Origin of the sequence: Billgrantia desiderata (genome assembly GCF_900108215.1) — a bacterium.
Classification (GTDB): domain Bacteria; phylum Pseudomonadota; class Gammaproteobacteria; order Pseudomonadales; family Halomonadaceae; genus Halomonas; species Halomonas desiderata.
Genome location: NZ_FNVC01000024.1, coordinates 1 through 12,957, shown reverse-complemented (window position 1 = coordinate 12,957; position 12,957 = coordinate 1). Strand labels below are relative to the sequence as shown.

Annotated in this window: 13 protein-coding genes and 1 pseudogene; 2 read left to right on the top strand and 12 right to left on the bottom strand. The window is 62.4% G+C overall.

Annotation, left to right across the window (positions count from 1 at the left end; all coding sequences use genetic code 11):
- Positions 1–14 precede the first annotated feature (14 nt).
- The 8 genes from C4S71_RS17995 to C4S71_RS17960 all read right to left on the bottom strand — a co-directional run bounded on the left by C4S71_RS17995 (position 15) and on the right by C4S71_RS17960 (position 7,948).
- Positions 15–473: a c-type cytochrome gene (locus C4S71_RS17995; protein WP_176342808.1), complete on the bottom strand. Its 459-nt coding sequence runs from the start codon at positions 471–473 to the stop codon at positions 15–17.
- Positions 466–1,329 carry a beta propeller repeat protein gene (locus tag C4S71_RS17990; protein ID WP_086509365.1) on the bottom strand — a complete coding sequence of 288 codons (864 nt, stop codon included), beginning with the start codon at positions 1,327–1,329 and terminating at the stop codon, positions 466–468. The genes C4S71_RS17995 and C4S71_RS17990 overlap by 8 nt, the downstream gene beginning before the upstream one ends.
- Before the next feature lie 23 nt (positions 1,330–1,352).
- Positions 1,353–2,096 carry a cytochrome c biogenesis CcdA family protein gene (locus C4S71_RS17985; protein ID WP_086509366.1) on the bottom strand — a complete coding sequence of 248 codons (744 nt, stop codon included), beginning with the start codon at positions 2,094–2,096 and terminating at the stop codon, positions 1,353–1,355.
- 29 nt (positions 2,097–2,125) lie between these two features.
- Positions 2,126–2,419 carry a hypothetical protein gene (locus tag C4S71_RS17980; protein WP_086509367.1) on the bottom strand — a complete coding sequence of 98 codons (294 nt, stop codon included), beginning with the start codon at positions 2,417–2,419 and terminating at the stop codon, positions 2,126–2,128.
- Between the two features lie 235 nt (positions 2,420–2,654).
- The gene (locus tag C4S71_RS17975; RefSeq protein WP_235014438.1) at positions 2,655–3,671 is read right to left on the bottom strand and encodes a L,D-transpeptidase family protein; all 1,017 of its coding nucleotides are present in this window, start codon (positions 3,669–3,671) and stop codon (positions 2,655–2,657) included.
- 74 nt (positions 3,672–3,745) lie between these two features.
- Entirely contained in the window at positions 3,746–5,248 is a 1,503-nt protein-coding gene (gene lnt / locus C4S71_RS17970; RefSeq protein ID WP_086509369.1) for an apolipoprotein N-acyltransferase, read from the bottom strand.
- A 4-nt stretch (positions 5,249–5,252) separates the two neighbouring features.
- The gene (gene lspA, locus C4S71_RS17965) at positions 5,253–5,756 is read right to left on the bottom strand and encodes a signal peptidase II (RefSeq protein WP_086509370.1); all 504 of its coding nucleotides are present in this window, start codon (positions 5,754–5,756) and stop codon (positions 5,253–5,255) included.
- Positions 5,753–7,948 (bottom strand): heavy metal translocating P-type ATPase, encoded by a 2,196-nt coding sequence (locus C4S71_RS17960; protein WP_086509371.1) that lies wholly within the window; start codon positions 7,946–7,948, stop codon positions 5,753–5,755. Before C4S71_RS17960 ends, lspA begins: the two co-directional genes overlap by 4 nt.
- 85 nt (positions 7,949–8,033) lie before the next feature.
- Between C4S71_RS17960 and C4S71_RS17955 the strand changes: the two genes are divergently transcribed.
- On the top strand, positions 8,034–8,492 hold the full coding sequence (locus C4S71_RS17955; protein WP_086509372.1) for a MerR family transcriptional regulator: 459 nt from the start codon (positions 8,034–8,036) through the stop codon (positions 8,490–8,492).
- A gap of 21 nt (positions 8,493–8,513) precedes the next feature.
- Here C4S71_RS17955 and C4S71_RS17950 read toward each other — a convergent pair whose 3' ends face one another.
- The 4 genes and pseudogenes from C4S71_RS17950 to C4S71_RS17935 form a co-directional block, all read right to left on the bottom strand.
- Positions 8,514–9,296: a ZIP family metal transporter gene (locus tag C4S71_RS17950; protein WP_086509373.1), complete on the bottom strand. Its 783-nt coding sequence runs from the start codon at positions 9,294–9,296 to the stop codon at positions 8,514–8,516.
- 107 nt (positions 9,297–9,403) lie between these two features.
- Positions 9,404–10,663: a M23 family metallopeptidase gene (locus C4S71_RS22625; protein WP_200825301.1), complete on the bottom strand. Its 1,260-nt coding sequence runs from the start codon at positions 10,661–10,663 to the stop codon at positions 9,404–9,406.
- The gene (locus C4S71_RS17940; RefSeq protein WP_086509374.1) at positions 10,660–11,337 is read right to left on the bottom strand and encodes a DsbA family protein; all 678 of its coding nucleotides are present in this window, start codon (positions 11,335–11,337) and stop codon (positions 10,660–10,662) included. Before C4S71_RS17940 ends, C4S71_RS22625 begins: the two co-directional genes overlap by 4 nt.
- A gap of 101 nt (positions 11,338–11,438) precedes the next feature.
- A pseudogene (locus C4S71_RS17935) lies at positions 11,439–12,286 on the bottom strand (cation diffusion facilitator family transporter).
- A gap of 224 nt (positions 12,287–12,510) precedes the next feature.
- Between C4S71_RS17935 and C4S71_RS17930 the strand changes: the two are divergent.
- A complete protein-coding gene (locus tag C4S71_RS17930; protein ID WP_086509375.1) occupies positions 12,511–12,744 on the top strand; it encodes a S1C family serine protease in 234 nt (77 codons plus the stop codon).
- Positions 12,745–12,957 lie beyond the last annotated feature (213 nt).

Here is a 12,957-nt window from a genome sequence, read left to right as displayed (position 1 = left end):
CTTAGACCCCACAGCTACTCACTTTGCATCGGAAATGAGGCTCCCTCGCTTTCTTCCGCCTGATGACGTTGTTGCTCTGGCGTCCATAGCGTCTTGAGGTAATTAATTACGGAGCGGATCTCGGCAGGGGTGAGCACGTCCTCGAAGGCCGGCATGGTCAGTCGTTCGGTCTCGTTCCAGGGGTCGCGCCACCCTTCGGAGACCATCCGATACAGCATGGCATCGGAGTGCTTCCAGGTATGCCCTTCTGGCCCATGTGGTGGGGCCGGCAACTCACCCATCGCATTGGGTCGCTGCCAGTTCGGCATCCCCTCGCCATCGATGCCGTGGCAGCTGGCACAATGCTGCTGGTAAATCTGCTCCCCCTCTATCGGCTGAGAGGCATCGTGCGAAAGAGGGGCATCATCCGCCATGGCCTGCCCGGCAGTACTTAACAGCAGCCAGGTTGTGACGAGGACCCCGCGGTTACGCATCGGGAATCGCCCTCCAGTTCCGGCCTTGGTCATTACTGCGCACGAGTTCCCCCACGCGATCCAAACCATAGAGGGTACCTTCTGGCGCCAGAGTGATCGCGACGAGTTCAGGAGCGTCGCCTTCTATCCGTAGCCACGCCTTGCCACCATTGTCGCTGACCCACAGGCCTCGATCCGTGGCCACATAGACACGTTCGGGCTCGTCGAACTCGTAGGCCACATCGTAGACGGTATCGGCATCGAGCTCTCCGGTCGGTCGCCAGCCGCAAAAGCAATCCATCGACAGGCGCACCGCATCGTCAGACACCGCATAGAGCCAACCGGTCTGCATGCTGCCCTCCATATCGGAGTGGACGAGCCGGCGAACAGGTTGGACAGGGCCGCTATCCTTCTTCCGCCATGATTCGCCGGCATCGTCACTTTGGTAGATGCCGTCGTCAGCGATCTTGGCGTAGAGCGTCTCGACTTGATGTCGGTGGGCACTGAAAGCGATGACGTTCCGGCTGGGCAGGCCCTCATCGACCCGGTACCAGCTGTCGCCATTGTCGTCGCTACGCTGCACTCCAATCGATGGGCCGGCGATATAAAGCGTCTGCTCAGCGGCAGCCGGCGCCACCACCAACTGCCCGGTCCTTACGGCCTCGGGCAACGGGATGGCCTGCCAGGAGTCGCCACCGTTCGTGCTTTCAAACAGCTGGCTGGAATTCACCTTGAGCAGACGAGCTCCGGTCAGGTCATACTCCAGCGCCGGCAAGACATCTTCGGCCGCTGCGGCCACGGAGGCGATGCCAAGGCCGATGATGGCCCCGCTCGTGATTGATAGGGTATGCCAGAAGCGACTCATCATTTTTTTCATATCACTATTTCCCTGGATAACGGTTAGCCGATGGCACCTAAGGCGGGAAAGGTGCGCAATAGCCAATACGAGAGCTCGGTCAGTTTTCCGGTCATCATCAAGATGCCCATCAGGATCATGATCAGTCCTGCCGCCAGGTGCATGGCTCGGCCCCAGCGGCGCAAGAATTTCTGGTGGTGCAAGAAGCGATCGAGCGAAACGGCGCTCAGCAGGAAGGGCACCCCCAGGCCTAGCGAATAAATGCCGAGTAACGCCATGCCGCTCGAAGCATTGGCCGTCGAGGCGCTGACGGTCAGGATGGCGCCCAGGATCGGGCCAATACAGGGGGTCCAGCCGAAGGCGAACGCCACGCCCAGCAGATACGCCGCACTACGCCCGCCACCCTCTGCCTTGAGCCGGCCGATAAAGCGCCACTCTCGCTGTAGCCCATGCAGCGGGATGAGGCCGGTCATGAAGGCACCAAACAGGATGACGATGATACCGCCGACCAGATTGGCTTCCTGGCGATAGGCCAGCAGCAAGCGACCGATGGCCGTGGCACTGGCGCCCAGCATCAGGAAGACCGTAGAGAACCCCAGCACGAACCATATCGACTGGGTCAACACCCGGAACCGTTCGCGCCGGTCCGCTTCCTGTAGCTGCCCCAGCGAGCGGCCGGCGACGAAGGAGAGGTACCCGGGTACGAGCGGCAAGACACAGGGCGACGCGAATGAGATCAGGCCTGCCAGAAACGCCGTGATCAGGCCGATGTTGGCGACTTCCCACATCCCTCCTTATCCCCCTCCTTATCCCGCGGCTAGGCTTGAAGCTTGGACAGGGGGTGCTCTGATGATGACACCTGCTGGTCAGCTTCGTGGGGAATAGCGGCTTCCGCTTGCTTGGGCGCTGCCGGATAGGCTTCTACCTCGGCTTGTATTTCAGAGGATTCCGCCTTGGCCTGTACGTTGGAGACTTCGCCCTGGTCGGTCGCTTTCCCTTTCTTGTCCTGGCATTTCATCATGCACAGCCCCAGCCCACACATGATGAGGCAGGGCAGTAGGCTCACCAGCAGGGGGGCGATACCCAACAGGACCAGTTGCTCCCAGCCCATGGCCAGGCCAGCGAGAACTCCCAAGGCAGTAGGTAGCCCAGAGCAACGTCGAGGTCAATAGCCCTTCCCTCCCCAGAATCGGTATGCCAAAAGCAAGCCTAGGAACCTACCGTTCCATGCGGCAAGGTGGGGCTATAAACGCAACGCCAATGGTCATGTAGAGCGCTATAGATCCTGGATCAGCCACGACCGAATACCCAGTGTCACGAGACCGACAAGACTCGCCTTGTCGTTGTCATAGTCTGCGCAGCGCGATTTCTGCGTAGATCCCCTTGTAATCAGTATCATGCGTTTTATCCGGCTCCGGCCTGGGATTCAGGGCTACTATTCGATCGCTGGGATCATTCAGCAGGCCGCGAAGCTGTTCATAATCGAAGCTCCAGCCCTCGGCCTTGCGCTGGTTGAGGCGTGTGACGGTCTCTACCAACGTGGACATGCTGTGCCCCTCTCCCTCCAGAGGCGAGAATGCCTGAATCAGCGGTTGCCCTTCATACCAGCCGATCTTGATGGGCTGGTTGACGATTTGGACCTGGGTGCCGGCGGGCACGCGGTCGAAAATCGACTCGATGTCCCCAGGGAACATGCGAATACAGCCACGGCTGGCACGCATGCCGATACCATCCGGCTGGTTGGTGCCATGGATCAAGTAGCCATCGAATCCAAGGATAATGGCATGGTCTCCCAGCGGATTGTCCGGGCCTGGGGGCACTACACTGGGTGCCTCTTCACCGCGTGCCCTGGCTTCACGCTGCACCGACTCGGGGGGATACCAGGCGGGGTTCTTGATATTCATGGTGGTCTTGGTCACCCCGAGGGGGGTATCGAAGCCCTCGCGACCGATGCCGATAGGATAGGTCTCGACACGTGGTGTCTCGTCGTCATCCACCTCGGGATAGTAATATAGGCGCAGCTCGGCGATGTTGATGACGATGCCAGTGCGCTCTCCGGCGGGCAGGATGAAGCGCCCGGGTATGGTCACCTCGGTACCCTCGCCGGGAATCCAGATGCTCACGTCCGGGTTGGCGCGCACGATCTCCCTGTACCCCAGGTTGTGTCGCCTGGCGATATCGAGCAGGGTATCTTCTCGATCCTCCACCGTTATGCGGTAGGTGTCGCCGATCACATTGCCTTCCTCAGGCAATGGATAGTGGCCGCGGGGCCACTCGTTCTCCTCCTGGGCCTGAGCAACGCCGATGAGCGCGAGCCAGCCTGCCAGCACTCCCACCAGTGTGCGTGTTCGGAGTTGCCACAACGAAGCTTCCCCCGCCGTACCTGAGTGAGGTTTCGACAACGCCATCATCCTCTCCCTTTTCGGCTGGACCCTTATCATCCAGACCGATGTGTGTTGAATCGCCATCCAAGCAGCACCAGTAAGGCGGCCAACAGCCAGGTCGGCCAGCTACCGGTTCGGGTGAACGGCGTGTTTCCCACCATGGGCATCACCTCGCCGCGAAGGCTCGTCGCCTGGAACTGTGGTGCGCGGGCCGTGACGCGGCCCTGAGGATCGACGATGGCGGTCACGCCGTTGCTGGTGGCGCGGATCAGGTACCGGCCGTTCTCCAGGGCGCGAAGGCGGGCCATCTGCAGATGCTGCAGGGGGCCGATGGAACGGCCGAACCAGGTGTCGTTGGAGACCGTCAGCAGTAGCTCAGCATCGCGCGCCTGCTCGGCGACCCGGTCGGCATAGATGATCTCGTAGCAGATGGCGTTGCCGATGGTGGTCCCGGCGGCGTGGATCGGCCCCTGAGCCTCGGGCCCGGGCGTCATGGTTGGCATGGGCAGGTCGAAGAAGGCAATGGTACCGGCGAGCAGACGATCAAGCGGCAAGTATTCGCCGAAGGGCACCAGGCGCGCCTTACGATACTGGCCCTCGGCGTTCCCCAGGCCGATCACGCTGTTGTAGTAGTCGCCTCCGTCGCGCTGCAGAATGCCGGTGAGCAGGGCGGTGTCGGGCGCGAGATTGGACTGCACCCGCTCGAGGATCGGTCGCGCCTCTTGCTCGAACATCGGCAGGGCCGCCTCGGGCCAGACAACCAGGTCGAGGTCGCCGGACTGGGCAAGGGTCAACACCGTGTAGATACTGGCCGCCTCGCGCTGGCCCTCGGGCGTCCATTTGATCGCCTGATCCAGGTTGCCCTGCAGCAAGGCGACCCGCAGCGGCTCGCCGGCCGGGGAGGTCCACTGGGCCGGCAGGGCCAGGGGAGTCAACCAAAGAGCGGCGATGGGCACTATGGCCCACCAGCGTCGGCGCAGAAACTCCACGCCCAGGGTGCCGGTCAGCGCAGTGATCAGCGATAGCAGGTAGACCCCACCGACCGGAGCCCAGGCCGCCAATGGCGAGTCTACCTGGGAGGTGCCCAGCAGCAGCCAGGGAAACCCGGTAAACAGCCAGGTGCGCAGCCATTCGCTCAGCACCCAGACGCCGGCGAAGCTGAGGAAGGCCAGCCGCCGGCCCGTTATGCGACGATAGAACCAGAAGGGCACGGCAAAGAACAGCGCCAGGCCGGCCACGAACAGACCGGTGAGGAAGAGCGCTAGGGGCGCCCCGGTATAGCCATAGTCGTGGATCGCGACGAAGACCCAGGAGGTCCCCGAGCCGAACAGGCCTACCCCATAGCACCAGCCGCGAAGGGCGGCCTGAGAGGGTGTCAGAGCATGGATGCCGACATAGACGAGGGCCACCGCTATCGGGCCCAGCCACCACAGCGCGAAGGGCGCGGCGCTCAGGGTGGTCAGCCCTCCGGCGACCAGGGCCAGCAAACAGCCGAGAGCCGGCGTGACCCGTCCGGCAAGCGTCTTGTGCGGGACTGACAGGTTGTCTGCAACCATGCCGTCACTCAGACAATCTGGAGGAGGGACGCTCACGCAAGGTCGTAATGGCGAAGGCCACTACGCCCAGGAACAGAGCGATATCCGCCAGGTTGAAGGCGGGCCAATGCCATTCACGCCAGTAAACGTCCAGGTAGTCCACCACATACCCTCGTGCCAGGCGGTCGATGCCATTACCCAACGCGCCACCCAGCATCAAGCTGTACCCCAGCGCCTCCAGACGGGGCCTGGGCCGGCACAACAGGATGGTCAGAACGATAGCCACCATCCCCGTCAGGCCCAGGAAAAGATAGCGCTGCCAGCCACCCGCATCGGCGAGGAAGCTGAAGGCTGCCCCCGTGTTCCACCAGTGACCCCAGTTGAAGAATGGGGTCAGCGGGACGGTCTGGCCATACGGCATCAGCGCCTGCACCAGCCACTTGATGACTTGGTCGGCCAGGCCGACCAGGCCCGCCAGGGCCAACCAGTACGGGCCCTGACGCGCCATCGCTATCCGTTTCGTTCTCATGACGTGGCTTCCTGGTAGCGCGGGCTTGCCGAGCCACTCGTGGCGGTGACGGGCGAGAAGCGATAGCCCAGCAGCCGCATGGCGTTCAGGGTCACCAACACGGTGGCGCCGGTATCCGCCATCACCGCGATCCACATGCCGGTAATGCCCAATGCCGTGGTCACCAGGAAGATGGCCTTCAGACCCAGCGCCAGGGCGACGTTGGTCTTGACGTTGCGCAGCGTGGCCCGAGACAGGTCAATCAGCTCGGCGATGCCGGTGACGCGGTTCTTGAGCAGGGCCGCATCCGCCGTTTCCAGTGCCACGTCGGTGCCGCCCCCCATGGCGATGCCGACATCGGCTGCTGCCAGCGCCGGGGCATCGTTGATCCCGTCACCCACCTTCCCTACAGGCCCCCGGCCGGCGGCCTGCCACGCCTGCACGCGCCGGGCCTTGTCCTCGGGCATCAGCTCGCCATACGCCTCGATGCCGAGAGAGCCACCGATGGCAGCGGCGGTACGTGCATTGTCACCGCTGAGCATCACCGCCTGCACGCCCAGGCGTGACAGCGCCGTCAGCCCCTCCTGGGCGTCCTCACGCGGCTCATCGCGTACTGCGATCAGCCCCAGCGGACGCTCGCTCTCGACCAGCAGGGCGAGACTCTTGCCGGCGTGTTCCAACTCGGCGATCCGGGCGCTCAGATCGTCATCGAGTGCAGCCTGCTCTGTCAGTTGCCGGGGGGAGACCAAGCTCAGCTCACGCCCCTCGACCTGACCAGCGACGCCACGTCCCGAAAGGGCTCGGTTGCCGTTCGTCTGGGGGATGGAAAGGCCCAGCTGCTGTGCATGCGAGAAGATGGCGGTGGCGATGGGATGACTGGAGTCACGTTCCAGCGCGGCGGCCAGCCTCAGGATCTCCTGCGCGCCCTGGCCGGTGGCCCAATCCTCCACGTCGGTGACCTTGGGGGTACCGGCGGTGAGGGTGCCGGTCTTGTCCAGCGCCACCGTTCGGAGCTTACCCAGCTGTTCGAGCACCGCGCCGCCCTTGATCAGCAGCCCACGGCGGGCGCCCGCCGAGAGGCCGGCAGCGATCGCCGCGGGGGTCGAGATCACCAGGGCACAAGGACAGGCGATCAACAGCAGGGCCAGGGCGCGATAGACCGATTCCGACCAGGCCATGGTCGAGACCAGCGGCGGCACCACCGCCATCAGCAGGGCGAGCCCCACCACCGCCGGCATGTAGTAGAAAGCGAAGCGATCGATGAAGCGGGCCACCGGTGCCTTGGCGGCCTGGGCCTCCTCCACCAGGCGGATGACCCGGGCGATGGTGTTGTCCTCGGCACCGCGGGTTACCTCCACTTCCAGGGCGGCATCGAGGTTGACCGTGCCGGCGAAGATGTCGTCACCCGGGGCACGCGAGCGGGGCACGGACTCCCCATTGATCGGTGACTCATCCACATCGGACTCGCCGGTCAGGATACGCCCATCGCAGGGGACGCGGTCGCCCGGTCGCACCAGGACTCGCTGCCCGGGCGTAAGCGTGGCGGCCGAGACCTCCCGGATTTCCCCATCCTCCATCAGCCTCGCCGTGGACGGGGTGAGGTCCGCGAGGGCCGAAATGCTGCGTCGCGCCCTTGAGGCGGCCACCCCCTCCAGCAATTCGCCCACGGCGAACAGGAAGACCACCACCGCCGCCTCGGCGGCGGCATCGATGGCCAGGGCGCCCAGGGCGGCGATGCTCATCAGCATCTCGATGGTGAAGGGGTTGCGCATCTTCAGCGCGCCCCAGGCACTCTGTGCGATGGGCACCAGCCCCACCAGGGTGGCGGCGACGAAGGGCCAGTTGCCCAGGGCCGGCCAGGTCAGGCGGAGAACGAAGGCCAGAGTCAGCAGGCCCCCGGTGACGATTACCAGGCGTCCCTTGGCGGTCTGCCACCAAGAGGCTGGGGAGGCATCCGACTTACCTCCCTCATCCTCGCCGGCAAGGCGGTAACCGAGCTCGTTAAGGGTCCGCTCGATCGCCTCATGAGAGGACCTCGTGCTCTGCTGAGGGTGAATCGTCACCGATCCGGTGACCGAGCTGGCCGACACCTCCTCGATGCCCTCCAGGCGGCCCAGCGCAGCTTCGACCTTGCGCTCGCACCCACCACAGTCCATGCCTTCCACCCGTAGCGTCGAGGCTGTGGCCGTGGCTATGGGTGCTGAATTCTTCATGGTGACACTCCTGGCGATGCGTTATCCTTTGCAGTATAAACCTTATAGCAACTATAGATTCAAGCCATACGGGAGGAACATCAGGATGCCGGAGATTAGCCCTGCCATCGGCATCGGCGAGCTGGCACGGCGCGCCGGCTGCAAGCCTGAAACGGTGCGCTACTATGAGCGCATCGGGTTGGTGGGCGATGCGTCGCGCACCGTGGGTGGGCAGCGACGCTACGGCGAGGAGGCTGTCAGGCGGTTGACCTTCATTCGCCATGCCCGGGACTTCGGCTTCTCGGTGGATGCGGTGCGTGAACTGCTGGCCATGTCAGACCAACCCGACATGCCGTGTCAGGAGGTCGACGCCATTGCCAAGCACCACCTGGAGGAGATCGAGGCGCGGCTGCAGCGGCTCTCCGCTCTGCGTGACGAGCTCAGACGGATGGTGAGCCAGTGTGCCGGGGGGAAGGTCGAAAGCTGCCGGATCATTGAAGTGTTGGGCGATCATCAGCTTTGTATCAGCGACCAGGCCCACGGAGGCGCTCACGATCTGGGGTAGGCGCCTGGACGGGTCGGCATGCTAGCCCAGCGAGACATCCAGGAACAGCATGAGTACCAATCCCACCGAGAGCCCCAGCGTCGCCTTGTTCTGGTGGCCGCTTCGGTGGGTCTCGGGAATGATCTCATGGCTGATGACATAGAGCATGGCGCCGGCGGCGAAGGCCAGCCCCCAGGGGAGCAGCACTTGCGACATGCTGACGACTCCCGCTCCCAGCAGGCCACCCAACGGCTCGACCAGCCCGGTGAGGGAGGCAATGGTCCAGGATCGCCAGCGTGAATACCCCTCACCCAGCAATGCCACTGCCACCGCCAGGCCTTCCGGCGCATTCTGCAGGCCGATACCGATAGCAAGGGGAAGTCCCCCTTCGCTTCCCCCTGCTCCGAAGGCCACACCCACCGCCAGACCCTCTGGCAGGTTGTGGATCGTGATGGCGAAGATGAATAACCAGATTCGGCGCAGCGATGCAGCCTCCGGCCCTTCACGCCCCTGTTCGAAATGTTCGTGGGGGAGTCGCTCATTCAGCAGGGCGACCAGTCCGATCCCCATCAGTATCGACGCGCAGGCAATGGCGGCAGGCAAGACGCTACCGCCATAGCGCAGTCCAGAGGCTTCCAGGGAGGGAATGATCAGTGAAAAGAAGGACGCCGCCAGCATGACACCGGCGGCGAATCCGAGTGCCAGGTCGCGAACGGCACGATCGGGCGCCTTGCTGATCAGGACAGGTAGCGCTCCGATGGCGGTCATCGAACCGGCGGCAAGACTACCCAGGAACCCCAGTGTGACCGGAGAGACACCTTCCATAGACCCTTCCCTTCTGGAGGATTGGTACTGCAGGGAATGTTGTGTCACACGACAATAGCCATTACATGGCCACCGATGCGTGTCATACAACAAGCCTGCCTGTCGGCCTATCGATTATCCAAGGCGACCAGACCGGACGTACCGATGGCTTTTTGCAGACGACCACGAGCCTCGAAGAGCACGCTTCGATAATCCTGGGGTGCCGGTGACTCCCCCAGAATGATGCGCTGCCCCTCCTCCAGAGGATCGACAGGTCGGTCACCCACTCTCACTTCGTAGTGCAGGTTGGGACCCGTGGTGAGTCCGGAGGCCCCGACTTCCCCCAGCGTGTCGCCGGCATTGATGACGTCCCCGACCGACAGACCGGAGGCGAAGCGGCTGAGATGCGTATAGCGGCTGAGGGTGCCCATCTCGTGCTCTACCTCCACGACACGACCATAACCTCCACGGCGACCGATGAAGGAGACCCGCCCCGGCGCCGTCGCCATGACCGGGGTGCCGCGAGGCGCGGCAAGGTCGACGCCGTCATGACGACGTACCCCCCCGTATACGGGATGGCGTCGATTGCCGAAGGCGGACGTCAGGCGTGCGCCGACCACCGGGAACCGCTTCGTCTCCACAAGGCTACCGTCCTTGTAGAGCATCACGGTGGCTCTCTGGTCCGCTGGCCATACCATCTCCAGTCGTGCCGACTGGTCAGCCAACCCCATATAGGTCAGACGGGGAGGCCCAACTCGCGTGCCATCCTCTCGGCGATCCTCTTCCCACAGTAACTGCAGGCGCTCCGCGCCCGAAATATCTCGGGCTGTGTCCATGAGTCCGCCTAACAGCACCTCGAGGTCCACGGCGAAACGCGTGGGTATCCCCTCTGCCGCCAAGGCGGCATAGAGTGACGTTTCGACGTCCACTTCACGGCCCAGAGTCAGGGTGTCGAGACGAGGCGGGACAATCCGCGTCGACGGCCGCTCCCCAAGCGTGACGACGTATTGAATACCCGAATCACGCTCGATGGTCACCGACACCGGCTGTCCGGTCGTCAGAGAGGTGAAAGTGAGACGGTCTCCAGGCCGCAAGCGTCTCGGGTCGAACCTCTCCGCCAGCGATTTCGACGCTTGGGTGCGCGTGTCGGAATCCGCGCCAAGCTGCTGCAGCAATGCATTCAGGGTATCCCCTGGTGCCACGGTTAGCTCTTGGGCGACGCGCTCGGGCGGCTGAACAGCCGAGGGTGATGATCCCTCCTGCGGGATAGCTTGTGCCCTGGCCGATGTCGGCTCGCTCGGTGATAGCGAGGCATTGTCTTGCCAATGGGCTTCGGCCAGCAGAGGGCCCAGCCCCATCAACCCTACCAGCATCCAGCGTCGCGTCATGACGCATCGTCCTCGCCAGAGGCCTCGGTCACCTCACGATTGACGGCGTCGACCAGCTCCTGCATGCCGAAGGGGTCCACCAGCTCGCCATTGACGAAAAAGGTCGGCGTCTGGCGGATCTGATTGGCCTTGACGTCAGCCTTGTCCTGGTCGAAGACCGCTTGTACCTCGGGTGAATCAAGTTGTTCCTCTGCTGCAGCTCTATCTAGACCGGCCTGGCTGGCGATATCCAGAATAGCAGCTTCATCGAAGCTGCCATGAGCCGCCCACTGGCTCTGGCGGGCCAGCAACGCCTCCAGCACCGGCTGGAAGACGTCCTGGTGCCTGGCGACTTCCAGCACGCGAATGGCGGTTTCGGACACTTCTCCGTGGAAGGGCGTGTAGCGCACCACCAGCCGCACCTGGTCGGGGTACTCTTCCAGGATGCGCTTGGTCAGCGGGTAGAAGGCACGGCAGGCCTCACAGGCCGGGTCGAAGAACTCCACGATGGTCACCGGTGCTTCTTCCGGCCCCAGAATAGGCGAGTGTGAGCGCACCAGAGAGTTTTCGACCTGAGCTCCATCCTGGTTGGCCGCCTCGGCGCCCATGCCCAACAGCGAGGGTCTCGATACGATCACGATGATGGCGATCAGCATCAACGCACCGGCCAGGATAAAAGTCGCTTTTTTGTACATTTACTTCTCCAATTCAAATGGTTAAGCGAAAAGCACGACGAGAGGACTGCTGAGTGGATCTCAACCGCTGATGGGTGCCCAAGTCGGCGAATAGTGGCGTGTTATCCATGCCCATAAAGATTGGCTCCCTGATGCGCATGATCAATATGCTCGAATTCCAAGCTGGAGTGGCCAATGTCAAAGCGTGCTTTGATATCCGCCTTGATCGCCTCGAGCTGCTGCCAGCCTTCTTCCGTCGTCACCACGTGGCAGTCAAGTGCGGCGGTATTCTCCTGCATTTGCCATAGGTGAACATGATGCACATCCTCAACCCCTTCGACGCTACGCAGGGCATCAATGACTGATTGACCATCGACATCGGGTGGCGAGCTCAGCATCAGTGTCCGGATGGGGCCACCTATCTCCGTAAAGGCAAGATAGAGAATATAGAGTGCAATACTGATCGTAATCGCGGGGTCTACCCAGCGCATGTCGTATAGCAGAATCAGCGAGCCGCCAATGATCACAGCGATGGACGCAAACGCATCAGACAGGTTGTGCAGGAAGAGAGCCCGAATGTTGACGCTATGTTTTTGCATCGACCAGGTGAGCAAGGCCGTTAGCGCATCGACAAGAAGAGCGACAATGCCGATGATGACGACTATCCAGCCCTGAATCTCTGGCGGGTCGATCATGCGCATCACGCCTTCATAAATTAGATAAAACCCAACGAGAATGAGGGTCGTGTAGTTGATCAGCGCTGCGACAATCTCGATTCGCCCATAGCCGAACGTCATCTGAGAGTCTGGCGGCCGTCTCGCGATCTTGCGGGCAGCAAATGCAATGATAAGGGCAGCCATGTCGGAAAGTTATGCAGCGCATCCGCGATCAGCGCGAGGCTTCCCGCCAGGATACCCCCAACGATCTGAGCAACAGTCAATATCCCGTTGGCCCAGATGGCGATGCTCATCCGACGGTCACCAGAGGTGGGGTCAAGATGGGGATGATCGTGATGATGTCCCATGCGTCATCCTAGTGTCACCTGATGACCCAGCAGTATAAAACCTATAGCAACTCAAGATTCAAGCCCGAATTCTAATGAAGACCGAGCCGGGGCTAGGCGTATGGAACTTTGCGTAGTGGGCGCCGTACCAAACACGGTTACCATGTTCCATGCCCCGGAAGGAGCCCATTTTGATACCCAAGCCGCACTCGCACGCCTGGCTGATGAGCCTAGCTTTACTATTGATGGTGACGCCAGCCCTCGCCGAGCCACGACTGCCAGACTTCACGGAGCTGGTCGACAAGGCCGCGCCGGCCGTCGTCAACATCTCGACCTCCCGGGAAGTCGAGATGTCCATGACGTCCTCTCGGCAGTTTGGGGGGCAGGAGATACCGGAGGTCTTCCGTGAGTTCAATGGTGACTGACCGCGACTGAGCAAGATCACTGTTTCCCTACCTGACCATGGTGGAGTGGCTCAATCTCTGCGCTCAGACTTTCCCCAAGGACGTGACGCAGTTGTCCTGCTGTGCCGGGTGAACGGCCAGGACAGGATACTCTATTGAATATCACTACTTGCACAAGTCAGGAAACAGACTTGATCGAGCTTCCAGCCAGGTTTGCTTTTCTACGGATAAGGC